Origin of the sequence: Micromonospora sp. NBC_01412 (genome assembly GCF_045040215.1) — a bacterium.
Taxonomy (GTDB): domain Bacteria; phylum Actinomycetota; class Actinomycetes; order Mycobacteriales; family Micromonosporaceae; genus Micromonospora; species Micromonospora rubida.
This window is the reverse complement of sequence record NZ_CP109528.1, coordinates 6,409,435-6,433,698: the sequence shown is the minus strand read 5'-3', so window position 1 is coordinate 6,433,698 and position 24,264 is coordinate 6,409,435. Positions and strand designations below refer to the sequence as shown.

The 24,264-nt window shown below is 73.6% G+C and carries 21 protein-coding genes; 11 read left to right on the top strand and 10 right to left on the bottom strand.

The features are described from left to right. Window positions 1-49: 49 nt before the first annotated feature. The 10 genes from OG617_RS28235 to OG617_RS28190 form a co-directional block, all read right to left on the bottom strand. The gene (locus tag OG617_RS28235; RefSeq protein WP_405095959.1) at window positions 50-1,435 is read right to left on the bottom strand and encodes an FAD-dependent oxidoreductase; all 1,386 of its coding nucleotides are present in this window, start codon (window positions 1,433-1,435) and stop codon (window positions 50-52) included. Next, the gene (locus tag OG617_RS28230) at window positions 1,432-1,686 is read right to left on the bottom strand and encodes a (2Fe-2S)-binding protein (RefSeq protein WP_405095958.1); all 255 of its coding nucleotides are present in this window, start codon (window positions 1,684-1,686) and stop codon (window positions 1,432-1,434) included. Before OG617_RS28230 ends, OG617_RS28235 begins: the two co-directional genes overlap by 4 nt. Continuing rightward, window positions 1,673-2,821, bottom strand: a complete 1,149-nt coding sequence (locus OG617_RS28225) for an NAD(P)/FAD-dependent oxidoreductase (RefSeq protein WP_405095957.1) — start codon at window positions 2,819-2,821, stop codon at window positions 1,673-1,675. The genes OG617_RS28230 and OG617_RS28225 overlap by 14 nt, the downstream gene beginning before the upstream one ends. Next, complete coding sequence (locus OG617_RS28220; RefSeq protein WP_405095956.1) at window positions 2,818-4,230, bottom strand: aminopeptidase P family protein; 1,413 nt, start codon at window positions 4,228-4,230, stop codon at window positions 2,818-2,820. The genes OG617_RS28225 and OG617_RS28220 overlap by 4 nt, the downstream gene beginning before the upstream one ends. Window positions 4,231-4,283: 53 nt before the next feature. Continuing rightward, a complete protein-coding gene (locus tag OG617_RS28215) occupies window positions 4,284-5,678 on the bottom strand; it encodes an aldehyde dehydrogenase family protein (RefSeq protein WP_405095955.1) in 1,395 nt (464 codons plus the stop codon). After that, window positions 5,675-6,676, bottom strand: a complete 1,002-nt coding sequence (locus tag OG617_RS28210; RefSeq protein ID WP_405095954.1) for a proline racemase family protein — start codon at window positions 6,674-6,676, stop codon at window positions 5,675-5,677. Before OG617_RS28210 ends, OG617_RS28215 begins: the two co-directional genes overlap by 4 nt. Then, window positions 6,676-7,569: a dihydrodipicolinate synthase family protein gene (locus tag OG617_RS28205; RefSeq protein ID WP_405095953.1), complete on the bottom strand. Its 894-nt coding sequence runs from the start codon at window positions 7,567-7,569 to the stop codon at window positions 6,676-6,678. The genes OG617_RS28210 and OG617_RS28205 overlap by 1 nt, the downstream gene beginning before the upstream one ends. Before the next feature lie 160 nt (window positions 7,570-7,729). Further along, window positions 7,730-8,437, bottom strand: coding sequence for a GntR family transcriptional regulator (locus tag OG617_RS28200; RefSeq protein WP_405095952.1), 708 nt, complete (start codon window positions 8,435-8,437; stop codon window positions 7,730-7,732). Between the two features lie 243 nt (window positions 8,438-8,680). Continuing rightward, complete coding sequence (locus OG617_RS28195; protein ID WP_405095951.1) at window positions 8,681-9,316, bottom strand: response regulator; 636 nt, start codon at window positions 9,314-9,316, stop codon at window positions 8,681-8,683. After that, window positions 9,309-10,559: a sensor histidine kinase gene (locus OG617_RS28190; protein WP_405095950.1), complete on the bottom strand. Its 1,251-nt coding sequence runs from the start codon at window positions 10,557-10,559 to the stop codon at window positions 9,309-9,311. The genes OG617_RS28195 and OG617_RS28190 overlap by 8 nt, the downstream gene beginning before the upstream one ends. Before the next feature lie 169 nt (window positions 10,560-10,728). Between OG617_RS28190 and OG617_RS28185 the strand changes: the two genes are divergently transcribed. The 11 genes from OG617_RS28185 to OG617_RS28135 all read left to right on the top strand — a co-directional run bounded on the left by OG617_RS28185 (window position 10,729) and on the right by OG617_RS28135 (window position 24,124). Beyond that, complete coding sequence (locus OG617_RS28185; RefSeq protein ID WP_405095949.1) at window positions 10,729-11,817, top strand: ABC transporter permease; 1,089 nt, start codon at window positions 10,729-10,731, stop codon at window positions 11,815-11,817. Further along, a complete protein-coding gene (locus OG617_RS28180; RefSeq protein ID WP_405095948.1) occupies window positions 11,814-12,497 on the top strand; it encodes an ABC transporter ATP-binding protein in 684 nt (227 codons plus the stop codon). The genes OG617_RS28185 and OG617_RS28180 overlap by 4 nt, the downstream gene beginning before the upstream one ends. A gap of 429 nt (window positions 12,498-12,926) precedes the next feature. Beyond that, window positions 12,927-13,412 carry a hypothetical protein gene (locus OG617_RS28175; RefSeq protein ID WP_405095947.1) on the top strand — a complete coding sequence of 162 codons (486 nt, stop codon included), beginning with the start codon at window positions 12,927-12,929 and terminating at the stop codon, window positions 13,410-13,412. 357 nt (window positions 13,413-13,769) lie between these two features. After that, window positions 13,770-14,771, top strand: coding sequence for a LacI family DNA-binding transcriptional regulator (locus OG617_RS28170; RefSeq protein ID WP_405095946.1), 1,002 nt, complete (start codon window positions 13,770-13,772; stop codon window positions 14,769-14,771). 141 nt (window positions 14,772-14,912) lie between these two features. Then, entirely contained in the window at window positions 14,913-16,595 is a 1,683-nt protein-coding gene (locus OG617_RS28165; protein ID WP_405095945.1) for an ABC transporter substrate-binding protein, read from the top strand. Window positions 16,596-16,682: 87 nt separating this feature from the next. Beyond that, a complete protein-coding gene (locus tag OG617_RS28160) occupies window positions 16,683-17,777 on the top strand; it encodes an ABC transporter ATP-binding protein (RefSeq protein ID WP_405095944.1) in 1,095 nt (364 codons plus the stop codon). After that, window positions 17,774-18,754, top strand: coding sequence for an ABC transporter permease (locus OG617_RS28155; protein ID WP_396679018.1), 981 nt, complete (start codon window positions 17,774-17,776; stop codon window positions 18,752-18,754). Before OG617_RS28160 ends, OG617_RS28155 begins: the two co-directional genes overlap by 4 nt. A gap of 3 nt (window positions 18,755-18,757) precedes the next feature. Further along, window positions 18,758-19,795 (top strand): ABC transporter permease, encoded by a 1,038-nt coding sequence (locus OG617_RS28150; protein ID WP_405095943.1) that lies wholly within the window; start codon window positions 18,758-18,760, stop codon window positions 19,793-19,795. After that, entirely contained in the window at window positions 19,792-20,796 is a 1,005-nt protein-coding gene (locus OG617_RS28145) for an ABC transporter ATP-binding protein (RefSeq protein WP_405095942.1), read from the top strand. The genes OG617_RS28150 and OG617_RS28145 overlap by 4 nt, the downstream gene beginning before the upstream one ends. A 59-nt stretch (window positions 20,797-20,855) precedes the next feature. Next, the gene (locus tag OG617_RS28140; protein WP_405095941.1) at window positions 20,856-22,259 is read left to right on the top strand and encodes a GH1 family beta-glucosidase; all 1,404 of its coding nucleotides are present in this window, start codon (window positions 20,856-20,858) and stop codon (window positions 22,257-22,259) included. Between the two features lie 203 nt (window positions 22,260-22,462). Further along, window positions 22,463-24,124 carry a pectinesterase family protein gene (locus OG617_RS28135; protein ID WP_405095940.1) on the top strand — a complete coding sequence of 554 codons (1,662 nt, stop codon included), beginning with the start codon at window positions 22,463-22,465 and terminating at the stop codon, window positions 24,122-24,124. Window positions 24,125-24,264 lie beyond the last annotated feature (140 nt).

The following is a 24,264-nucleotide window of genomic DNA, read 5'->3' as shown; positions in this document are numbered from 1 at the left end:
GTGCGGTGTCCCCGCCTGGCCGCAGCGGTCAGCTTCCGGGCAGGAGCGGTCAGTCGCCGGCGGCGAGGTGGCCGAGCGTGACCGGCTGCGCGACCGGGCGGGTGGCGAACCCGGCCAGGTCCGCCCCGGTGACGGCGCGGCCGGCCGCCCGCGCGGTCAGGCAGGCGGTGGCGTAACCGCACGTCCGCCCCTGGCACCAGCCCATGCCGGCCCGGGTCATCAGCTTCGCGCCCCGCGCGTCGGCGGCGGACAACTCCCGCACCGCCTGCCGTACCGCCCCGACCGGCACGTCCTCGCAGCGGCAGACCAGCGTGTCGTCGGCGCACCAGTCCGGCCAGCCGGCCGGCACCGGGTGCACCGCGTGCAGCGCCGAGGCGAACCGGCGCAGCCGGCGCCGGGTCCGCAGCAGCCGGCCGTGCCGACGGCCCGACCAGGGCAGCGGGCGGCCCAGGGACAGCGCCGCGCCGGCACCGGCCAGCTCCCCCTCCACCAGCGCGAGCCCGGCCCCGCCCACCCCGGTCACCTCACCGGCGGCATACACCCCGGGCACCGAGGTCGCCTGCGCCGCATCGACGGTGAGCACCAGGCTCCCGTCGCCGTCGAGCCGGGTCGCGCATTCCAGGGCGAGGCCCAGCTCCACCTGCGGGGTGAAGCCGAAGCCCACCGCGAGCCCGTCGCACTCCACCTCGGACTCGGTGCCGGCCAGCACCGCGCCGCCGGCGTCGACGGAGGCGAGGGTGACCCCGGTCAGCCGGTCGGTGCCGTGCGCGGCCACCACCACGGTCCGACGCCGGTACGGCACCCGGTGCCGCAGCATCCGCCAGCCGTACCGCCCCGCCTCGGCGAGCTTGCCCGCCGCACCGGCGACCGGGCGGAGCTGGCGGGCGTACCCGAGCGGGTCGTTCGCCTCGCAGACGCCGACCACGACGCTGCCGGCGGCGGCCAGGCCGGTCGCGACGGGCAGCAGGAACGGGCCGGTGCCGGCCACCACGACCCGGCTTGCGAAGCTCACCCCCTGCCCCTTGAGTAGGGCCTGGGCGCCGCCGGCCGTGACCACCCCGGGCAGGTCCCAGCCCGGGAAGGGCACCACCCGGTCGTGGGCGCCGGTGGCCACGACCAGCCGCCGCCCGTACACCGTCCCGGCCCGCGTGTGCACCGCGAAACCCGGCTCCCCGACGGTGGTGTCGGCCTCGACGAACCAGACGGCGGAGTCGGCCCGGTAGGTGACCCGGCCGAGCTGTTCGCGCAGCCGGGTGAACGTCTGCCAGTCATGGTGGCCGGCCCCGTCGGCCCCGGGGCGGTGCCGCCAGAACTGCCCGCCGGGCCGCGCCGCGGCGTCCAGCACCACCACCAGGCATCCGGCCCGCGCCGCGCCGGCCGCCGCGGCCAGCCCGGCCGGGCCTGCGCCGACCACCACCACGTCGTACCCGGTCATTCCCGCTCCTCACCCTCGTCCTGGCTGTCGACCACGTCGCCCGGGCGGGCCACCACCAGGCAGGCCCGCTGCGCAGACACCCCGTTGACCCGCACCAGGCAGTCGAAGCAGACCCCGATGCCGCAGAAGACGCCCCGGGGGCGGCCCTCGACCCGGCTGCGCCGCCACGAGTTGATCCCGACGGCGAGCAGCGCGGCGGCGATGCTCCGCTCCCCGTCGCTGGGCACCGGCCGGCCGTCAAACGTGAACATCGTGGCGCTCCGGGGCGAACGGTCGGAGGTCTACCTGTGGGTGACGCCCGGTCAGCAGGGCCGCGACGGCGTGCCCCGTCGCCGGGGCGAGCCCGATCCCGGCGCCCTCGTGGCCGCAGGCGTGGAACAGGCCCGGCACCCGGGGGTCGGCCCCGATCATCGGCAGGTGGTCAGGGCTGTACGGCCGGAACCCACGGTACGCGCGGATCACCGACACCGTGGCGAGGACCGGGAAGAGACGCACCGCCCCGGCCGCGAGCTGGCGCAGGGCCGACAGCGGGACGGTCCGGTCGAAGCCCACCCGCTCCCGGGTGGAGCCGATCAGGACGGTGCCCGCCCGGGTTCCCTCGACCACCGGGGAGACCTCCAGACCTTCGGAGCCGCGCCCGACGTTGGCGACGTAGCCGGCCGCGTACACCTTGTGCCGGATCAGCGGCGGCAGCGCCTCGGTGACCAGGACGAACCCGCGTCGGGGCAGGACCGGCAGCCCCACCCCGGCCAGGCCGGCGATCCCGGCGGCCCACACCCCGGCGGCGTTGACCACCGCCGGGGTGGGCAGCGATCCCCGGTCGGTGACCACGCCCCGGATCGCGCCAGCCGCGTCGCGTCGCAGGCCGGTCACGGTGGTCCCGGTCAGCACCGGCACCCCGGCCGCGCGCAGCAGGTGGGCGGCGGCCAGCATCGGCTGGACCTGCATGTCCTGCGGGTAGTACATCCCGCCGGCGAGGTCCCGGGCCAGGTGCGGCTCGTGCTCGGGCAGCGCCTCGGCGGGCACCTCCAGCACCTCGACCCCGGCGGCGCGCTGGCCGGCGGCGAACGCCCGCAGCGCGGCGTGCTCCACCGCCGAGGCGGCCACCACCAGCCCACCCTTGCGTTCCAGCTCGATCCGCTCGCTGCACAGGGCGTCGCCCAACTCGTGCCAGAGCCGCCCGGAGTGCCGGGCCAGCGCCAGCTCCGGCCCGGGCGGCTTGTCCGAGAGCAGAATGTTGCCCTCACCGGCGCCGGTGGTGCCGCCGGCCACCCCGGCCCGATCGACCACCGTCACCGCCAGCCCGGCCCGGGCCGCGTAGTAGGCGCAGGCCGCGCCGACCATTCCCGCCCCGATGACGACGACATCCGCGCCGGTGACGCTCATGACCCGATCCGGTGCATCCACGCCTCGACGTCGTCGGCCCGACGGGGCAGGCCGTCGGAGAGCACCCGGTAGCCGTCGTCGGTGATCAGGATGTCCTCCTCGATGCGGAAGCCCAGTCCGCGCAGTTCGGCCGGGATCAGCTCGTCGTCCGGCTGGAAGTACAGACCTGGTTCCACGGTGAGCACCTGCCCGGCCGCGAGCCGACCGTCCAGGTAGGCGTCGGCCCGCGCGGCGGCGCAGTCGTGCACGTCCAGACCGAGCATGTGGCCCGAGCCGCACAGGGTCCACCGCCGGTACAGGCCGGACTCCTCCGCCAGCGCCTGCTCCGGCGGGCAGGGCAGCACCCCGAGGTCCGCCAGCCCGTGCGCCAGCACCGTCATCGCCGCCCGGTGGAACGCCCGGAACTCCGCGCCCGGCCGCAGGCAGTCCAGCGCGGCGTCGTTCGCCCGCCGGCACAGCTCGTACAGGTCCCGTTGCAGGGGGCTGTACCGGCCGGAGACCGGCAGCACCCGGGTGATGTCGGCGGTGTAGAGCGACCGCGTCTCCACCCCGGCGTCGAGCAGCAGCAGGTCCCCGTCGCGGACCGGCCCGTCGTTGTCGGTCCAGTGCAGGGTCGCCGCGTGCGCGCCCGCCGCCACGATCGAGTGGTAGCCGACGTCGTTGCCCTCCAGCCGGGCCCGCTGCCAGAACACCCCCTCCAGGTGGCGCTCGGAGGTGCGCATCGCCGTCGGCAGCGCCCGGACCACGTCCTCGAAGCCCCGGGTCGTGATCGCCACCGCCTCCTCCAACTGGGCGATCTCCCACTCGTCCTTGACCAGGCGGAGTTCGGCCAGCACCGAGGCGAACTCCGCGTCGGCGCCCTCGGCGCGGCCGGGCACCAGGCTGTCGACGCCCCCGTCGACGCCGCGCAGCACCCGGGTCGGCGCGGCCACGGCCACCGCCTCGGCCAGCTCGGCGACGTGCCGGGTCGGCAACCCCAGCCGCCGGCTGCTCTCCCCCAGCGTCGGGCGCCGACCGGCCCACAGCTCGCCGTAGACCCGGTCCCGGAAGAACTCGCCGTCGGCGCGGCCGGAGCGGGGACGCAGGAAGAGCGTCACCTCCCCGTCCGGCTCGACCACCAGCACCCCGTCGGAGGACTGGTCACCGGTCAGCCAGGCGTAGGCCGAGTGCGGCCGGAACCGGTGGTTCTGGTCGTTGGTGCGCCGCTGGTAGCCACCGGCCGGCACCACGAGCCGCTCGCCGGGGAACATCCGGTGCAGCCGGGCGCGGCGCGCCGCAGCCCAGTCGGCCACCTCGTCGACCGGAAGGTCGCGGTGCTCGGTGTCCGCCCAGCCGGTCAGCATGAACTCCTCGAGCGCGGAGCTGACCGGCAGGTCGTGGCTGCCGGTACGCAGGTCGGTACGGGTCACAGCGACTCCTTCACGGGTCGGGGTGGGGGCTGTCGGACGGGGCGGTGGCCCGGTCAGGGATTCGGCGGGGCCGCGAAGGTGACGGTCCGGGTGGCGGTGTAGAAGTCCAGGGCGGCGGTGCCCTGCTCGCGCGGGCCGTAGCTGGACGCCTTCTCGCCGCCGAAGGGCGCGTGGAAGTCCACCCCGGTGGTCGGCGCGTTGACCCGGACCAGGCCGGTGTCGAGGCCACGTACGGCGTGCAGCAGCGCCCCGACGTCCCGGCCGTGCACCGAGGTGACCAGGCCGTAGCGCACGCCGTTGGCCAGCTCGACGGCGCGGGCCAGGTCCGGCGCGGACAGCACGGTCGCCAGCGGGCCGAAGGTCTCCTCCTGGGCCACCGGGTGGGTCGGGTCGACGCGGTCCAGCAGCACCGGTGCGACGAAGAAGCCCTCCCCGGTCCCGGGCCCGCCCCCGGTGAGCACCCGCGCCCCGGCCTCCCGCGCCGCCGTGACGGCGTCGCGCATCCGGGTCCGGGCGGCGGCGCTGATCACCGGACCGGCGGCGACCGCCGGGTCGGCGGGATCACCGACCCGGACTGCCTCGACCGCCGCCACCAGCGCCTCGGTGAACTCCGCGGGGTCACCCACGACCACGATCCGCCGGGTCGCGGTGCACTTCTGCCCGGCGTACCCCATGGCGGCGCCGGCCAGCAGCGCGGCGGTCGAGGCGGGGTCGGCGTCGGGCAGCACCACGGCGGCGTTCTGGCCGCCCATCTCCGCCTGCACCGGCCGGCCGGCGCGGGCGGCGGCGACCACGATCTCCGCGCCGACCGAGGCGGAGCCGGTAAACGAGACGACGTCGCTCGCCTCTACGACCGCGCGCCCGGTCTCCGGCCCACCCGCGACGACGCTCAGCAGCCCGTCCGGCAGCAGCCCGTCGAACAGCCGCTGCACGGCCTCGCCGCAGGCCAGCGCGTCCGGGGAGGGCTTGAGCAGCACCGCGTTGCCGGTGGCGAGGGCCGGTGCGGCCTTCCACAGCGGGATGGCCAGGGGGAAGTTCCACGGGGTGAGCAGCCCGGCGACGCCACGCGGCCGGCGTTCGGTGTAGAGCAGGCCGGGCTGGTCCGCCGGCAGGGACGGTGGTAGCAGCTCGCCGGTGGCGGCGAGGCACGCCTGCGCGTAGTAGTCCAGGATCGCCGCGCCCCGAGCCACCTCGGCGCGGGCCTCGCCGACCGGCTTGCCCACCTCGCGGACGATCAGGTCGGCGAGCACGTCGGCCCGCTCCCGCAGCCGGTCGGCGGCGGCCCGCAGGGCGGCGGCGCGGCCGGCCGCCGGCTCCCGGCACCAGCCGGCCTGTGCGGTACGAGCAAGCGCGGCCAGCGCCCGGACCTGGTCCGGGGCGACCGCCGCCCGCTCGGCAACCAGCTCGGTGGGGCGCTGCGGGGAGCAGCTACGGATCAGTTCGCTCACAGCTGGAATCCTGCCGGGAAGGGGTCATCGGGGTCGAGGAAGAACTGTGCCGTGCCGGTCAGCCAGGCCCGCCCGGTCACCGTCGGCACCACCGCCGCAGCGCCCGCGACCGTGGCGGTGTCGACCAGCCGGCCGACGAACCGGGTGCCGAGCAGCGACTCGTTGGTGAAGTCCCGCTGCAGCGGAAGCAGCCCCCTGGCGTGCAACTGCGCCATCCGGGCCGAGGTGCCGGTGCCGCAGGGCGACCGGTCGAACCAGCCCGGATGGATCACCATGGCGTGCCGGGAGTGCCGCGCGTCCGAGCCCTCCCCGGCCAGGTACACGTGGCGGCAGCCGGAGATCTCCGGCTGCTCGGGGTGCACCGGCCGGTCGGCGGCGTTGATCGCCGCCATGATGGCCAGGCCCGCGTCGAGCAGCCGCTGCCGGTCACCCCGGTCCAGCCGCAGTCCCACCTCGGCGAGGTCCACGATGGCGTAGAAGTTGCCACCGTAGGCCAGGTCGTAGCGGACCCGACCCAGGCCGGACACCTGCACCGAGGCGTCCAGCGCCACCACGAAGGAGGGCACGTTCCGGATCGTCACCGCGGTGGCGCGACCGCCGGTCACGGCCACCGACGCCACCACCAGCCCGGACGGGGTGTCCAGCCGTACGGTGGTGATCGGCTCGGTGACCTCGACCATTCCGGTCTCGACCAGCACGGTCGCCACCCCGATCGTGCCGTGGCCGCACATCGGCAGGCAGCCGGAAACCTCGATGTAGACCACGCCGACGTCGGCGTCCGGCCGGGTCGGGGGTTGCAGGATCGCCCCCGACATCGCCGAGTGGCCCCGGGGTTCATACATCAGGAAGGTCCGCAGGTGGTCGAGGTGCGCGATCAGGTGTTCCCGGCGCTGCGCCATGGTGGCGCCCGGGATCACCGGGACACCGCCGGTCACCACCCGGGTGGGCATCCCCTCGGTGTGCGAGTCGACCACGTGGATCACCCGGCTGCTGCGCATCAGCGGTGACCAGCCGCGAGCAGCCGTTCGGTGGTCTCCCGGATGGCCGTGGCGACCGCCGGCGGCAGGGGGTGGCGCGGCTGGCGGGTGGGCCCACCCGGGCGTCCGGCGACGTCCATGGAGAGCTTGATCGCCTGGACGAAGTCGGGCCGGGAGTCCCAGCGCAGCAGCGGGTGCAGCGTGCGGTAGAGCGGCAGTGCGGTCGCCAGGTCCCCGGCGACGGCGGCCTGGTAGAGGCGGACACAGCTGGCCGGGACCGCGTTCTGGTAGCCGCCGATCCAGCCGACCGCCCCGCCGAGCAGGAGCTCGAGGGACACGTCGTCGGCGCCGGCCAGCAGGTCGAGGCCGGGGGCGAGCTCGGCCAGCTCGTAGGCCCGGCGCACGTCGCCGCTGAACTCCTTGACCGCGACGATCAGGCCCTCGTCGTGCAGCCGGCGCAGCAGGACCGGGGTGAGGTCGACCCGGGTGTCCAGCGGGTTGTTGTAGGCCACCACCGGCAGGCCCGCCTTGGCCACCTCGCGGTAGTGCGCCACCACGGCGGCGTCGTCCGCCCGGTAGGCGGTGGGTGGCAGCAGCATGACGGCCGGGCAGCCCGCCTCGGCGGCCTGGTCGGCCCAGCGCCGCGCCTCGTCCGCGCCGTACGCCGACACGCCGGGAACCACCGAGAAGCCGGGCGGGGCCGCCGCGACCGCGGTGCGCACGACCTCCGTGCGTTCGGCTGCGGTGAGCGCCTGATACTCGCCGAGCGAGCCGTTCGGCACGACGCCCTGGCAGCCGTTCTCGGCGAGCCACCTCACGTGCGTAGCGTAGGCCTCGTGGTCGATGCCCAGGTCGGGAAGCCGGAACGGCAGTGCGGTGGCCACCAGGACGCCCCGCCACGGAATCTGTTCCACCGAACCTCCAGTAGTATGTTACATGGCACCGTAACACGGTTGGCGAGACCGACCAATAGCCATGGATGTCTTCCGACAGGCGCAGGCGCCGCCGCCCCGGTTCGTGGTGCCGAGCTGGGCGGCGGCCGGGACGAGGGCGGCGCGGAACGCCGCCGCGCCGCTACTGCTCGGGCCGGGCGGCCCAGATTCCCCGTACGTGCTGCAGGTGCCGGCGCATCAACTCGACGACCGCCGGCCGGTCCTTCGCCTCCAGCAGGTCCACGAGCTGGACGTGCTCGTCCGCCGAGCTGACCAGCTGGCCGCTCTTGACCAGCCCGTCCAGCCCGTACAGCCGGGTGCGGTTACGCAGGTCGGCCACGGTACCCACCAGCCGCAGGTTGCCACCGGCACCCAGCAGAGTCAGGTGGAACGCGCTGTCCGCCTCGATGTACGCGACGATGTCGCTCCGGCTCGCGGCGGTCACCACGGCCTCCGCCAGGGTCCGCAGTTCCCGGAGTTGCTCCTCGCCGAGCCGGCCCACCTGGTCGGCCACCACCGGGATCTCCAGCAGCTCGCGGATCTCGGTGATCTCGTCGAGCTCCCGGTCGGAGAGGGACTTGATCCGGAATCCCTTGTTCTTGACGATCGTGATCAGGCCCTCCTTGGCCAGATCGAGAATCGCCTCCCGCACCGGCGTCGGGGAGACGCCGAACTGGGCCGCCAGGGTCGGCGCCGAGTAGATGGTGCCGGGCCGGATCTGGCCGGCCACGATCGCGGCGCGGAGCGCCTGGGCCACCTCCTCGCGCAGGCTCAGCCGGCCCTGCAGTGCCACCAGCGCCAGTCCCGACCCGGCGACGCCGGCACCCCCTGCCTGCCAGTCCACTGTCACGACCACTCCCACCCCGGCTCGTCCGCCCGCGTCAGACCCACCATGGCCGGCGGCTCCGCCGGGTCGCCCGGGGTCGACCGGGCCGGCCGGGCGACCGGTCCGCCGGCGCATGCTCACCCGCTGACAGTACGCGCGCTGGAGGATGAAGCTTACCGGCCGGCCCTCACCGGGCCAGGTGACCGCCAGCGGCTTACCGGCCCGAGACCGGCAGGGCGCACGGTCAGGGGCTCGGGCCCCGCCGGCTCAGCGGCGGATGAGGCCGAGATCGGTCGCCGCGACGACGGCGGCGGTACGGGAGTCGACGCCGAGCTTGGCGTAGACGTGGGCCAGGTGAGACTTGACGGTGCCCTCGGTGAGGTGCAGCCGCTGGCCGACGGCCTGGTTGGACAGCCCCTCGGCGACCAGGACGAGAACCTCGACCTCGCGCCTGGTCAGGGCGGCCCTGGGGGTGCGCAGCCGATTCATGAGCCGATCGGCGACGGCGGGAGCCAGGGCGCTGCGGCCGGCTGCGGCGGTGCGCACGGCGGCGGCCAGGTCCTCGGGCGGGGCGTCCTTGAGGAGATAGCCCGTGGCGCCGGCCTCGATGGCGGGCACGACGTCGGCGTCGGTGCCGTAGGTGGTGACGATCAGGACCCGGGGGGCTCCGGGTCGGGATGTGATCACGGCGGTGGCCTCGGCCCCGTTCATCCCCTTGCCGAACTGCAGGTCCATCAGGACGACGTCGATGTCGCCCTCGGCGGCGCGGGTGACGGCGCCCTCGGCGGTGGCCGCCTCGGCCACGATGGTGAAGCCGGGCTCGGTCTCCAGCACGGCACGCAGCCCGGCCCGCACCACGGGATGGTCGTCGGCCAGGAGCAGACGGATGAGGGCCTCAGTCACGGCGGGTCCCGCCCAGGTCGCCGTCCACCTCGACGGCACCGACGCGGTGCCCGGCGGCGGTGAGCGGGAGTTGGGCGGCCAGGGCGGTGCCGCGGCCGGCTGCCGACTCGATGGTGAGGGAGCCATCCAGGGCGTGCACGCGGGCGCGCATGGCGGCCAGACCGAACCCGCCGTGGGGCGGGCCGGCAGCGGGCGGCCGGTCGTGGGCGAAGCCGGCTCCGTCGTCGACGACATCGACGGCGACGCGGTCGCCGAGATAGCTGAGGGTGACCTCGGCGTGGGCGGCGTGGGCGTGCCGGACGGTGTTGGACAGGGCGGACTGGGCGATGCGCAGCAGGGCGATCTCGTGCGCGGTGGGCAGGGGCACGGGATCGCCGGTGAGGTGGAAGCGGGCGGTGACCTGGTGGCGGGTGGAGGTGGTGGCGCACAGCCGCTCCAGGGCTCCGGCCAGGGTGGTGCCCTCCAGGGTGGGCGGGGTGAGCGCGGCGACGAAACGGCGGGCCTCGGCGAGGTTGTCCACGGCTGCCTGACGGGCCTGGTCCACGTGGCGGGCGGCGGCGTCGGGCCTGCCGGGCAGGGCGCGTTCGGCGGCGCGTAGCAGCAGTTGGATGCTGGACAGACCCTGGGCGAGGGTGTCATGGATCTCGCGGGCCAGGCGTTCGCGTTCAGCCAGCACACCGGCGGCGTGCTGGGCTTCGGCCAGGTCGGCGCGGGTGGTGGTGAGTTCCTCGATCAGCTTCCGGCGCTGTTCGCTCTCCCGGTACAGCGCCTGGTACCCCCAGACCACCGCCACTGCCACGGCCGCCCCGAGGGTCGGGCCGACCGCGATGGCCAGGGTGAAGGCGCCGGTGTGGGCGGCGAAGGCCCCGACGGCCGCGGCGGCGGTGGCGACGACCGCGACCAGGCCGGCGCGGCGCGGCAGCAGGTGGAGCTGGAGGAAGTACAGCGGGAAGGCGATCCAGATCCCGTCGGGAGACAGGGCCAGCAGTACCAGCCACAACGCGCCGACGGCGGCCAGCCACACCGCTGCGGCGCGACGGTTGGCGGCCACGCGCGGCAGCAGCCGGCCGGACGCGTACACCACCGCCGTCGCGGCGGCCGTCACGACGACGGCCGTGAACCGCGGCGCCCCGTCGGCCACGGACCGGGCCACGGCCAGGGCGAGCAGGCCGACGACCAGCAGGTGCAGACACCACTCGAGCGTGCGGGTGGTGGGGGTCGGCGCGGGAGCGGTCGTGTTCACGGTCCTTCCATCCTAGGAGACGCCGACCGCCGGCGCGTCGATCGAAAGTTAGAGCCCGGCCACCACCTTCCGATCCTGGAACTGGCCCCCTGGGCCAGATGCCCCGACCGGGGACCGGCTGCGACGGTGGACCAGTACCGCTTCCACCGTATGAAAGTGCAGGTTTGACATGTTTGTCGCCTGGAGAGACCTCAGGTTCGCCAAGGGACGATTCGCCCTCGTCGGGGCCGTTATCGTGCTGATCACCCTGCTGGTCGGGCTGCTGTCCGGGCTGACCGCCGGACTGGGACGGGGGAACGTCTCCGCGATCACCGGCCTGCCCGTGGACAAGATCGCCTTCGGGTCGCCGAGCGGCGGGCAGGCCCTGTCCTACGCCAACTCCTCGGTTACCGAGGAGCAGTGGCGGCAGTGGGCCGGAGCCCCCGGTGTCACGAGCGCCGAGCCGATCGGGATCACCACGACCAAGGCCACCGCCGGGGACAGCAGCATCGGCGTGTCCGCCTTCGGCGTCCGACCCGGGGCCGCGCTGGCCCCGGACAGCGACCGGATCGACGGCGACTCGGCCGTGCTGTCCCGCGACGCCGCCGACGAACTCGGGCTCAGGTCCGGCGACGCCGTCACCGTCGCCGGCCACCAACTGACCGTCGCGGCCGTGAGCGGTGACGCCTCCTTCAGCCACACCCCGGTGATCTGGGTCAGCCTCGACGCCTGGCAGAAGATCACGCCCACCACCGGCGCCGACCGCGGCCCCAGCGCCACCGTCATCGCCCTGGACACCACCTCCGGCGTCGACGTGCGGGCCACCGACGAGGCCGCGGGCACCAGGACGGTCTCCACGAACGAGTCGCTGTCCGCGATCGGCTCCTACACCTCTGAGAACGGCTCCCTGCAACTGATGCGGGGCTTCCTGTTCGCCATCTCCGCCCTGGTCATCGGAGCCTTCTTCACCGTGTGGACGATCCAGCGCAGCGCCGATGTCGCCGTCCTCAAGGCCCTGGGCGCCTCCACCGCCTACCTGCTACGCGACGCGCTCGGCCAGGCCGTCGTCCTGCTCGTCGGCGGCACCCTCGTCGGCACGGTCGTCGCCGTCGCACTGGGCGCCCTCCTCGCCGGCACCGCCATACCGTTCCTGCTCACCCCCGCCACCATCCTCGTCCCCGCCGCCGTGATGATCCTGCTCGGCGCGCTCGGGGCCGCCCTGTCCATCCGCCGGATCACCTCCGTCGACCCGCTGACCGCCCTGGGGAGCGCCCGATGAGCCTCGACCTGACCGACGTCACGCTCACCTACCCGGACGGGGACGGCCGCCTGACGGCCCTCGACCACGTCAGCCTGGACGTCCCCAAGGGCACCGTGACCGCCGTCATCGGCCCCTCCGGCTCCGGGAAGTCCAGCCTGCTCGCCGTCGCCGCCACCCTGATCACCCCCGACTCCGGCACCGTCACCATCGACGGCACCACCACCACCGGCATGACCCGCGGCGAACTCACCGACCTGCGCCGCCACAAGATCGGCATCGTCTTCCAGCAGCCGAACCTGCTGCCCTCCCTCACCGTCGCCGAACAACTCCAGGTCATCGCCCACCTCGACGGCCGTTCCCCCGGCAAGGCGCGCGGTCGCACCATGGAACTGCTCGACGCCGTCGGCCTGGCCGCCCAGGCCAACCGCCGCCCCCACCAGCTCTCCGGCGGCCAGCGCCAGCGGGTCAACATCGCCCGCGCCCTGATGAACGACCCCACCGTCCTGCTGGTCGACGAACCCACCAGCGCCCTCGACCACGAACGCGGAGCGGCCGTCATCGACCTGATCACCCGTCTCACCCACCAGCAGGCCACCGCCACCGTCCTGGTCACCCACGACCGCACCCTCCTCACCGCCGTGGAACAGGTCGCCGAGGTGGACGACGGGTGCCTGCGTCTGCCCGCCCAGGCCTGTTGAGCACCACGCACGGGGAGTGACCGGGTGTCTGCGGCGACCGCGTACTCCGGGTTGCCCTCGGCTGGCGGCAGGTAGAGCGATGACCCAACCACCCGCGCTGCGAGGCGCGGCCCTCCCGCCTGCCCGGATGCGGACAGGAGCGATGTCGGACAGCTGTCGGCGAGCGGCGCCGTACGGAGGGCTTGACGGACGAGGCACATCTCGGCGCGCCGCCGCCGGGTTTCGATCTCGACGTACGCCGTCGAACAACGCGGACAGGTCGGCCGACGCCGTTCGGGCGAGGGCTCGCCACCCACCGCGCCCGGCGGCCGGCGGTGTCGGAAAACCGTTGCGGCGCCGCGCGTAGCGATCGACCAATATAGAGGCATGGTGTGGCTGGAACAGGACGATCGCGCAGGGGGCGCCACGGCGGGCGTCAGGGTTCGGGACGTGGTTCGCGATGTCGTCACGGAGGTCGCCCCGTCCGAGTTTCCGGTCGTGACGGGGCTGGCGGCCTTCGACGACGCTGTGGTGGTGCGGCGGTTGGGCCGGCGGTCCCGGCGGCGTGAGCCGCTGGGGTTCGGTCTGGGCGAGATCGTGCCGCTGGTGACGGCGGTGGTGTGGCTGGTGCTGGACCAGGTGGCACAGCAGGCGGCGGGCTCGGTGGCGGATCGCACGAGCAGGGGCGTGGGCGCCCTCTGGCGCAGGTTGTTCCGCCGCGGGTCCCCGGCCGCGGTCGTCCCCGCGCTGACCCGGGCGCAGCTCGCCGAGGTGCACCAACAGGTGATCGAGGTGGGCGTACGGCAGGGCCTGGAGCGGGAACGGGCGGCAGCGGTCGCCGACGCGGTGCTGGCCAGGCTGGTGCTGGCGTCCCCGGAGCACGGGGGACAGGGACGGCTCGGTCCGGGCGACGCGGCCGGCGGCGACCAGGTTTGACGACGACGCCTGGTGCCGCGCGGCCCCGGGTCGACGGCGGGTGCTGGTCGCCGGCACGACCGCGCGGTTCGGCCTGCTGATCGTACTGATCGTGGTCAGCGGCAGCAGCGAAATGTCGCGGGTCGTCACCACTGGGCTGTCCGGCTCCGGCCGGTCGGGGCGACGTCATCGGCGCGAATCGATCGGGCGGACGGGCAGGCATCGACGCGCCGCTTCTTTAAGATCTTGAAATTAGCCATGGTTCGTTACCTGGGCGTTATTGACGTGGCCCGCATCACTCCGGTTGACTGCGACCGGAACCGCTTCCGCAACCGGTTCCGCAACACTCCCTCAACACCTCCGACCCAGGAGCGTCACGTGCCGATCACCATCGCCGACGTCGCCATCAGGGCGGGGGTGAGCAAGACGACCGTCTCCCGGGTCCTCAACGGCAAGGGCGAGCTCGGCCAGGCCACGGCGGCCCGGGTCCGCGCCGTGATCAAGGAACTGGGCTACGTGCCCAGCGACCGCGCCGTCGGCCTGGCCCGGGGCCGGGCCCGGGTGGTCGGCATGCTGGTCCCCTCGCTCACCTGGCCGTGGATGGGCGAGGTTCTCCAGGGCGCCGTCGACGTGGTGGAGAGCGAGGGCTACGGCCTGCTGCTGTTCACCTGCAACCGGGGGGACGAATCGATGCGGCGGTTCGCCTCCCAGGTCTCCGCGAAGTCCTTCGAAGGCCTGCTGGTGGTCGAGCCGGAGGGCACTCTGGACTACATCACCGCGCTGCACGACCGAGGGCTACCGGTGATCCTCATCGACGACCGGGGGCGCCAGCCGCAGTTCCCCTCCGTCCAGACCACCAACCGGGCCGGCGCCCTGGCCGCGGCCGAGCACCTGCTCGCCCTCGGCCGGCGCCGCCCCCTGGTCGTCACCGGCCTGCACCGGTTCGGCTGCACCAGCGAGCGGCTGGCCGGCTTCGCCGAGGGCTACGCCCGGGCCGGCCTGCCGCTGGACCCGCACCTGGTGGTCGAGGGCGACTTCACCCTCGACTGCGGGCGGGCGGCGGCGCAGCGGCTGCTGACGGCCGGGACGCCCTTCGACGCCGTCTTCGCCCACAACGACCTGTCCGCCGCCGGGGCGCTCCAGGCGCTGCGCGCCGCCGGCCGCCGCGTCCCCGAGGACGTGGCGGTCGTCGGCTTCGACGACCTGCCCCTGGCGGCGCACACCCACCCTCCGCTGACCTCTGTGCACCAGCCGTTGCGCCAGATGGGCGAGGCCGCCGCCCGCGCCCTCATCGCCCACTTCGACGGCACCCCGCTGCCCGACGCGCCGACCGTCATACCCACCACGTTCACCGTCCGCGGCTCGACCAGCGGGGCCTGAGCCGGCCGCACCCACCCGCAACCCGAGAGACACACCAACCACGCCACCGGTCGGGGCTTCGAACCGACCGGGCGCGACACCGCACACCCTTCCCCCACCACCGACCCCGCTCCCGCACCGGGAGCATCGAGGGAGACCGCCATGAGAAGACGCCAGTTCGTCGCCGTCGCGCTGGCCGGCGCGATCGCCGCCACCGGTACCGCGTGCAGCGAGACCGCGAACACCCGGGCCCGGGACAAGGGCGGCAGCGGCGCGACCGTGCTCAACGTCGGCATGCCCAACGGCCCGCAGACGGAGAACCACAACCCGTTCCTGACCACCTCGTCGGCGGCGTCGCTCGGCTACCGGTGGCAGATCTACGAGCCGCTGATGATGTGGAACCCGGTCAAGCCCGCCGATCCGTTCAAGCCGTGGCTGGCCACGAAGGCCGAGTGGACCGCGGACTACCGCTCGGTCACCGTCACCCTCCGGGACAACGCCACCTGGTCCGACGGCAAGCCGGTCACCGCCGCCGACGTCGCCTTCACCTACAACCTGCTCAAGGCCAACGAGGCGCTCAACATCGCGTCCACCCCGTACACCTCGGTCACCACCGCCGGCAACCAGGTGACCCTCGGCTTCGCCTCGCCGCAGTTCGTCAACCAGCAGAAGATCATCGCCCAGGTGCCGATCGTGCCGCAGCACATCTGGTCGGCGATCAAGGACCCGGGCACCAACGTCAACAAGAACCCGGTGGGCAGCGGCGCGTACACGCTCACGTCGTTCACCCCGCAGACCACCACCCTGGCGGTGCGCACCAGCGGCTACTGGCAGGAGCTGCCAAAGGTCAAGGAGCTGCGCTACACGTCGTTCACCGACAACAACGCGCAGACCACCGCGCTGGCCAACGGCGAGTCCGAGTGGAGCTTCGTCTTCATCCCCAACGTCAAGACGGTGTTCGTCAGCAAGGACCCGGCCAACCACAAGGTGTGGGCGCCGCCGGTGCTCGGCATCCACGGCCTGTACGTCAACACCACCCGCAAGCCGTTCGACAACCCCGCCCTGCGCCGGGCGATGAACATGGTGATCAACCGGGAGGACATCTTCCAGCAGGCCTCGGCCGGGTACTTCCACCCGCTGGTGACCAGCGTGACCGGGCTGCCGAGCCCGGCCGGCGACGCCTACATCGCCGCCGAGTTCAAGGGCCAGCAGCACCGGGTGGACGTCGACGGCGCGAAGAAGGTGCTCACCGACGCGGGCTTCCGGTACGCCGGCAACAAGCTGGTCGACCCGAGCGGCAAGCCGGTCACCCTCACCCTGACCGACCCGGCCGGCTGGTCGGACTACCAGACGAGCCTGGAGATCGTGAAGGACAACCTGTCCACCATCGGCATCACCGCCACCGTGGACAAGGCCAACCAGGACGCCTGGTTCCGCAACGTCGAGGAGGGCAAGTTCGACGCGACCTTCCGGTGGACCAACGGCGGCGCGACCCCGTACGACATCTACCAGACGGTGATGGACGGCCGGCTGCTCAAGCCGGTCGGTAAGCCCTCCCCCGCCGGCAACTTCGGCCGCTTCGACAACCCGCAGGCCACCGCCGCGCTCACCGCGTACGCCAACGCCACCGACGACGCCGCCCGCACCGCGGCGCTGGCCACGCTCCAGAAGGTCTTCGTGGAGCAGACGCCGATGATCCCGGTCGGCGCGGACAACGTCGGGGCCGCGTACAGCACGAAGAACTGGACCGGCTGGCCGGACGACGCGAACGCCTACGGCGCGGGGCAGCCGACCCAGCCCAACGCGGCGGACGTCGTGCAGCACCTGCGGCCCGCCGGATCCTGAGCCGGGCGCCGGTGGTCCGGGCGGTCCACCCCCCGCCCGGACCACCGGCGGCCACGCCGCGACCATCCCTGAGCAGACAGGAAGCTGATGACGACGCCCACCCCGTCGGCCCCGGCCGCCGGCGAGGAGGTGCTGGAGGCGATCGGCCTGACCAAGCACTTCCCCGTCCGCAGGCGGCTGCGCGGCCTGTTCTCCCGTACCCGAACGGCCGTGCACGCGGTCGACGACGTGCAGCTGACCCTGCGCCGAGGCCGGGTCACCGCCCTGGTCGGCGAGTCGGGCTCCGGCAAGTCGACCGTCGCCCGGCTGCTCGCGCAGCTCTACCCGCGCACGGCGGGCACCATCGCGCTGCACGGCAAGCCGGTCACCGTCCGCGGCGGGCGGCCGTTCCGCGCGTACGCCCGGCGGGTCCAGCTGATCTTCCAGGACCCGTTCGCGTCGCTGAACCCGGTGCACACCGTGCGCTACCACCTGACCCGGGCGCTGCGCGTACACGGCAACGCCGGCCGCACCGACGCCGACCTCGACGCGGCGCTACGGCGGCTGCTCGAACGGGTCCGGCTCACCCCGGCCGAGCGCTACCTGGACTCCTTCCCGCACGAGCTGTCCGGCGGGCAGCGGCAGCGGGTCGCCATCGCCCGCGCGCTCGGCGCCGACCCGGAGGTGCTGCTCGCCGACGAGCCGGTGTCCATGCTCGACGTGTCGATCCGGCTCGGCGTGCTCAACCTGCTGCGCGAGCTCAAGGAGCAGTTCGACCTGGCGATCCTCTACATCACCCACGACATCGCCTCGGCCCGCTACTTCGCCGACGAGACGCTGGTGATGTACGCCGGCCGCCTGGTCGAGGGCGGGGACAGCGAGACTGTCACCCAGCGCCCGGCACACCCGTACACCCGGCTGCTGATCGGCTCGGCGCCCGACCCGGACCGGATCACCGGCGACGGCGGGGCGGACGTGGCCGAGCGCGGCGACGGCGAGCCGCCCAGCCTGATCCGGCCGCCCGCCGGCTGCCGGTTCCACCCGCGCTGCCCGGTGGCCATGCCGCGCTGCGCCGAGGAGCTGCCCCCGAGGCTGGAGGTCGGCGACCACGACGGGCACTGGACGGCCTGCTGGCTCTACCATCCCGACGTCACCAAGGCCGGCGCGGCGGCGGCCACGGTGGGCGGGGGGGCCGGCCGGTGACCTTCCTGCTGCGACGCATCGCCTTCTACCTGTTCACCGCCTGGGCGGCGCTGACCATCAACTTCTTCATCCCCCGGATGATCCCCGGCGACCCGGTGAAGTCGCTGGTCTCCCGCTTCCAGGGGCAGCTCAGCACCGACGCCATCCACTCCCTGTACGTGCTGTTCGGCCTCGACTCCGACGACAGCCTGTGGGACCAGTACGTCGACTACTGGCGACAACTCGCCCACGGCGACCTGGGGCTGTCGTTCACGGCGTTCCCGTCGCCGGTGTCGGAGGTCATCGGCGACGCGCTGCCCTGGACCCTCATCCTGGTCGGCGTCACCACCGCGGTCAGCTTCGTGCTCGGCACCGGGCTCGGGGTGCTGGCCGGCTGGCGGCGCGGCTCCTGGGTCGACGGGCTGCTGCCGGTCACCACGTTCCTGTCCTCAGTGCCGTACTTCTGGCTGGGCCTGGTGGCGATCGCGGTGCTGGCCGGGCCGGGCAGTTTCTTCCCGTCCTCCGGCGGCTACGAGCCGGGCCTGGTTCCCGCCCTGGACAGCATCTTCCTGGGCAGCGCGGTGCAGCACAGCCTGCTGCCCGCCGCCACCATTCTGATCTCCTCGATGAGCGGCTGGATCCTCAGCATGCGCAACATGATGGTCACCGTCGCCGCCGAGGACTACATCACGGTGGCGCACGCCAAGGGCCTGCCCGAGCGGCGGGTCGCGATGAGCTACGCGGCGCGCAACGCGCTGCTGCCCAACGTCGCCGGGTTCGCCCTGTCGCTCGGGCTGATCGTCGGCGGCACCCTGCTCGTGGAGATCGTCTTCTCGTACCCGGGGCTCGGGTTCCTGCTCTTCCGGGCCGTCAGCGCCAAGGACTACCCGCTGATGCAGGGCATCTTCCTGGTCATCACGCTGTCGGTGCTGGTGGCCAACCTGCTCGCCGACGTGGTGTACCTGTTCCTCGACCCGCGTACCCGCAAGGAGGGCTGAGCCGTGAGCATTCCCACCTCCAGCGTGGAGCAGGTCATCCCGGAGCAGGGCGCGATGGCGCAGCCCAGCGTCCGGCCGAGCCGCCGCCGTCGGTTGCGGTTCGTCAGCGGCGGCAAGGCCGCCACCGGGCTGGCCGTGGTCGCCGGGTACCTGCTGCTCGCGGTGATCGGCCCGTGGATCGCACCGTACGACCCGGACGCCCGCAGCGCCGACCTGCTCCAGCCGCCGTCGGCGGCGCACTGGTTCGGCACCACCCACCTCGGACAGGACGTGTTCAGCCAGATCCTGGCCGGCACCCGCGGGGTGATGCTGGTCGGCCTGACCGCGGGCGTGGTGGCCACCGTGCTGTCCGTCCTGGTCGGGGTGACCGCCGGCTACCTCGGCGGACTCGCCGACGACGGCCTGTCCGCGCTGTCCAACGTGTTCCTGGTGATTCCGGCGCTGCCGCTGATCATCATCGTCACGTCCACGGTCGCGGGGGCCGGCGACATGGTCGTCGCCCTGGTCATCGGCCTCACCTCGTGGGCCTGGGGGGCGCGGGTGCTGCGTGCCCAGACGCTGTCGCTGCGCCGGCGCGACTACGTGGAGGCCGCGCAGGCCACCGGCGAGCACACCTGGCGGATCATCGGCTTCGAGATCCTGCCGAACCTCACCGCGATCATCGCCTCGGGCTTCGTCGGCACGGTGATCTTCGCCGTCATGTCGGAGATCACCCTGGCCTTCATCGGCATCTCGTCGGTCTCGTCGTGGAACTGGGGCACCATCCTGTTCTGGGCGCAGAGCCAGCAGGCCCTGGCGCAGGGTGCCTGGTGGTGGTTCGTGCCGGCCGGGCTGGCCATCGCGCTGCTCGGCACCGCCCTGGCACTGATCAACTTCGGTATCGACGAGTTCGTCAGCCCCCGCCTGCGCAGCGCCGGTCGGTCCCGCATCCGCACGGCCGACGGGCGCACCGTGCGGATGCGGGTGGGCTTCACCCCGGTGCTGGCGCCCCGGCCGGCGCCCCCGGTCGCGTCCGGACAGCGAGAGGAGGCCGGTCGATGAGCGAGCCGGTGCTGGAGATCCGTCGACTCAGCGTCGACTACGGCCTCGGCGACTCGGCCGTGCGCGCCGTCCGCGAGGTCGACCTCACCCTGCACCGGGGCGAGGTGCTCGGCCTGGCCGGGGAGAGCGGCAGCGGCAAGTCCACCCTGGCGTACGGGCTGACCCGGCTGCTCCCGCCGCCCGGGGTGATCAGCGGCGGTCAGGTGCTCTACCACCCCGTCGACGGTCCGCCGGTCGACGTGCTCACCCTGTCCCCCGCGCAGCTACGGGCGTTCCGCTGGGCGGAGACGTCGATCGTGTTCCAGGGCGCGATGAACTCCCTCAACCCGGTGCACAAGGTCTCCACCCAGCTCGTCGACGTGATCAGGGCGCACCAGCCGGGGCTGAGCCGCACGGCCCGGCTGGCCCGGGCCCGGGATCTGCTGCGGCTGGTCGGCATCTCCGCCGACCGGCTGGACAGCTACCCGCACCAGCTCTCCGGGGGCATGCGGCAGCGGGTGATGATCGGCATGGCGCTGGCGCTGGAGCCGCAGGTCGTCATCATGGACGAGCCGACCACCGCCCTGGACGTGGTGATGCAGCGGCAGATCCTCAGCCAGCTCGCCGAGCTGCGCGAACGGCTCGGCTTCGCGGTGCTGTTCATCACTCACGACCTGTCGCTGCTGGTGGAGTTCTCCGACCGCATCGCCATCATGTACGGCGGCCGGATCGTCGAGCAGGCCCCGGCCGCGCAGTTGTACGGCGCGGCGCTGCACCCGTACACCGACGGGCTGTTGCACTCCTTCCCCGCCCTGCGCGGGCCGCGCCGGGAGCTGACGGGCATCCCCGGCTCCCCACCGGACCTGCGCGCGATGCCCGACGGGTGCGCGTTCCACCCGCGCTGCCCCCGGGCGCTCGCACCGTGCGACAGCCGGCTGCCGACGCTCGGCCCGCCGGCCGACGACCCGGGCCGGGCGGTCGCCTGCTGGCTGCACCCGGCCGACGAGGTGGTCGCCCGGTGATCGGGCACGTCCCCGGGCCCGTTCCCGCGTACCGACCCGCCGCCGCACCGAGGAGCAGCATGGAGTCCACCGCCGCCGTGTCGGCGACCGCCGACCCGATCGACACCCTCCCGGCTTCGTTCCGCTGGGGGGTGGCCACGTCGTCGTACCAGATCGAGGGCGCGGTCGCCGAGGACGGGCGGACACCGTCGATCTGGGACACCTTCTGCCGAGTCCCGGGGGCGGTGGCCGGCGGCGACACCGGCGACGTGGCCTGCGACCACTACCACCGGATGCCGCAGGACGTGGCCCTGATCGCGGACCTGGGCGTGGACACGTACCGGTTCTCGACGGCCTGGCCCCGGGTGCAGCCGGGCGGGCGGGGCCCGGCCAACCCGGCGGGCCTGGCCTTCTACGACCGGCTGGTCGACGAGTTGCTCGGCAGGGGCATCGATCCGTGGGTCACGCTCTACCACTGGGACCTGCCGCAGGAGCTGGAGGACGCCGGCGGCTGGCCGGCGCGGGACACCGCCTACCGGTTCGCCGACTACGCGATGCTGGTCTTCGACGCCCTCGGCGACCGGGTGCGGACGTGGACCACGCTGAACGAGCCGTGGTGCTCGGCGATGCTCGGCTACGCGTACGGCGAGCACGCCCCGGGCCGCCGCGACCTCGGCGACGCCATCGCGGCGGCGCACCACCTGCTGCTCGGCCACGGGCTGGCGACCCGGCGGATCAGGGCGGCGGCCACCGCCCCGGTCGAGGTGGGCATCACGCTGAACCTGGCCACCGCCGAACCGGCCACCGACAGCGCCGCCGACCGCGACGCCGCCCGGGCCTCCGACGGGCTGGGCGCGCGGCTCTACCTGGACCCGCTCGTGCACGGCCGGTACCCCGACGACGTGCTGGCCGACCTGGCGGCCGACGGGGTGACGGTCCCGGTGCGCGACGACGACCTGGCGGTCATCGCCGCCCCGCTCGACGTGCTCGGGGTCAACTACTACTTCGGGCAGGTCTTCTCCGGGGTGGACGCCGACGGCCGGGACCGGGACGCCGACGGCCGTCCGGTGCGCCGGGTGATCCCCAGGGGCCGGCCGCGCACGGCGATGGGCTGGGAGATCGTCCCGGAGTGCTTCACCGACCTGCTGCTGCGGATCAGCCGCGACTACCCCGGCCTGCCGATGGTCATCACCGAGAACGGCGCGGCGTTCGACGACCACCCGGACGCGCGCGGCTTCGTCGCCGACGGCGACCGGGTGGGCTACCTCGCCGAGCACCTGCGGGCGGTGGCCCGGGCCCGTCGGGCCGGCGCGGACGTGCGCGGCTACTTCGCCTGGTCGCTGCTGGACAACTTCGAGTGGGCGTACGGCTACGACAAGCGGTTCGGCATCGTCCGGGTCGACTACGACACCCAGGAACGCGTCCCGAAGCGCAGCGCGCTGTGGTTCCGCGACACCGTCCGGCGGGTGCGCGGGCGGGGCTGAGCGGCCGGGGCACGGGCGGGGCTTAGCCGCCGGGCGGCCGGGGCACGGGCAGGGCTGAGCCGCCGGGCGGCCGGGGCGCGGGACGGCGGCGCCCCCGGCCGACATTCATTGACACGCATGCGTCCGGGAGTTACGGTGCGCCAGGAAAGCGCTTTCACGTGCGATTTCCGGCCTCCCCACCCGCCCCCGGAGGTTCCCCCACCATGCGCAGAAACCGCCGATTCCCCCTGCTCGCCGCCGCCACCGCCACGGCCACCGCCGCGCTGCTCGCCCTCACCCAGCTCGGCGGCGCGCATTCCGCGTACGCCGCCACCCTGTTCGGCGACGACTTCTCCGACGGCGACACCGCCGGCTGGTCGAAGTCCGGCGGCACCTGGTCCGTCGTCACCGACGGCAGCCCGGCACTGCAACAGGCCAAGGGCGACACCGACAACGCGCGGCTCTTCGCCGGCTCCTCGTCCTGGACGGACTACACCGTGCAGGCCCGGGTCAAGCCGCTGACCCTGCCGGCGAACGGCGCGACGGCCCTGCTGGCCCGGGCCTCCGGCTCGACGACCTTCTACCGGCTCGCCCTGCTCCCCGGCGACCAGGTCCGACTGGAGTCGGTGCGCAGCGGCACGGCCACCGCCCTGGGCTCGGCGTCCCGGCCGGTCGCCGCCGGCACCTGGTACACGCTGGGGATCGAGGTCGCCGGCTCGACCGTGCGCGGCTACGTCGACGGCGCCCTGGTCGCCTCGGGCACCGGCACGCTCACCGCGACCGGCCGGATCGGCCTGCAGACCCGCTACGCCACCGCCCGGTACGACGACGTGACGGTGACCAGCGGCGGCACCACCCCCACCACGCCGCCGGCCACCGTCAGCCCGACGGCGACCCCCACCCCCACCAGCACCCCTCCCGCCGGGCAGTCGTCGGTGGTCGCCAGGGACGGCAGCGGCGACTTCACCAGCGTGCAGGCGGCGGTGAACGCCGTACCGTCGGGCAACTCCAGCCGGTACACCATCACCATCAGGCCCGGCACCTACCGGGAGTTGGTCACCATCCCGGCCGACCGGCCGTACGTCTCCTTCGTCGGCTCGACCGGCAACGCGGGCGACGTGGTGATCACCTACGACAACGCCTCCGGCACGCCGAAGCCGGAGGGCGGAACCTACGGCACCTCGGGCAGCGCCTCGGTGACCATCGACGGCCACGACTTCACCGCGAAGCACCTCACCTTCTCGAACAGCTTCGACGAGGCGGCGCACGACTACAGCGCCGAGCAGGCGGTGGCGGTGCTGACCCGCGCCGACCGGCTGGTCTTCGACAACGTCCGGTTCCTCGGCAATCAGGACACGCTGTACCACAACAGCGTGAACAGCGGCACGATCGGCCGGGCGTACTTCCGCAACTGCCACGTCGAGGGTGATGTCGACTTCATCTTCGGCCGGGGCACCGGGGTCTTCGACCGCTGCGAGATCAGGTCGCTCAGCCGGGGATCGTCGAGCAACAACGGGTACGTCACCGCGCCGTCCACCATGATCAGCAACCCGTACGGCTTCCTGTTCACCCGGTGCACGCTGACCACCGACTCGGCGGGCGCACAGAGCGTGCACCTCGGTCGGCCGTGGCACCCGAGCGGCGACGTCAACGCGATCGGCCAGGTGGTGTTCCGCGACAGCGTCCTCGGCGCGCACATCAAGGACTCCCCGTGGACCGACATGTCCGGGTTCTCCTGGAAGGACGCCCGGTTCTTCGAGTACCGCAACACCGGTGCCGGGGCGACGGTCACCGTGGACCGTCCGCAGCTGACCGACGCGCAGGCACCGACGTACGCCGCGCAGAAGTACCTGGCCGGCTCGGACGGCTGGAACCCGATCTCCTGACCGGGCCACGGCGGCGGGGAGGCAGCGACGGCGCCGCCGCCGCGCCGCGCCCATGCCGGACCGTCGCTTTTTTCAGTGCTTGACACAAGAGTTACGACAGTGTTTCCTCATCCATAACCGTCGATTCCGTGCCGGGCAGG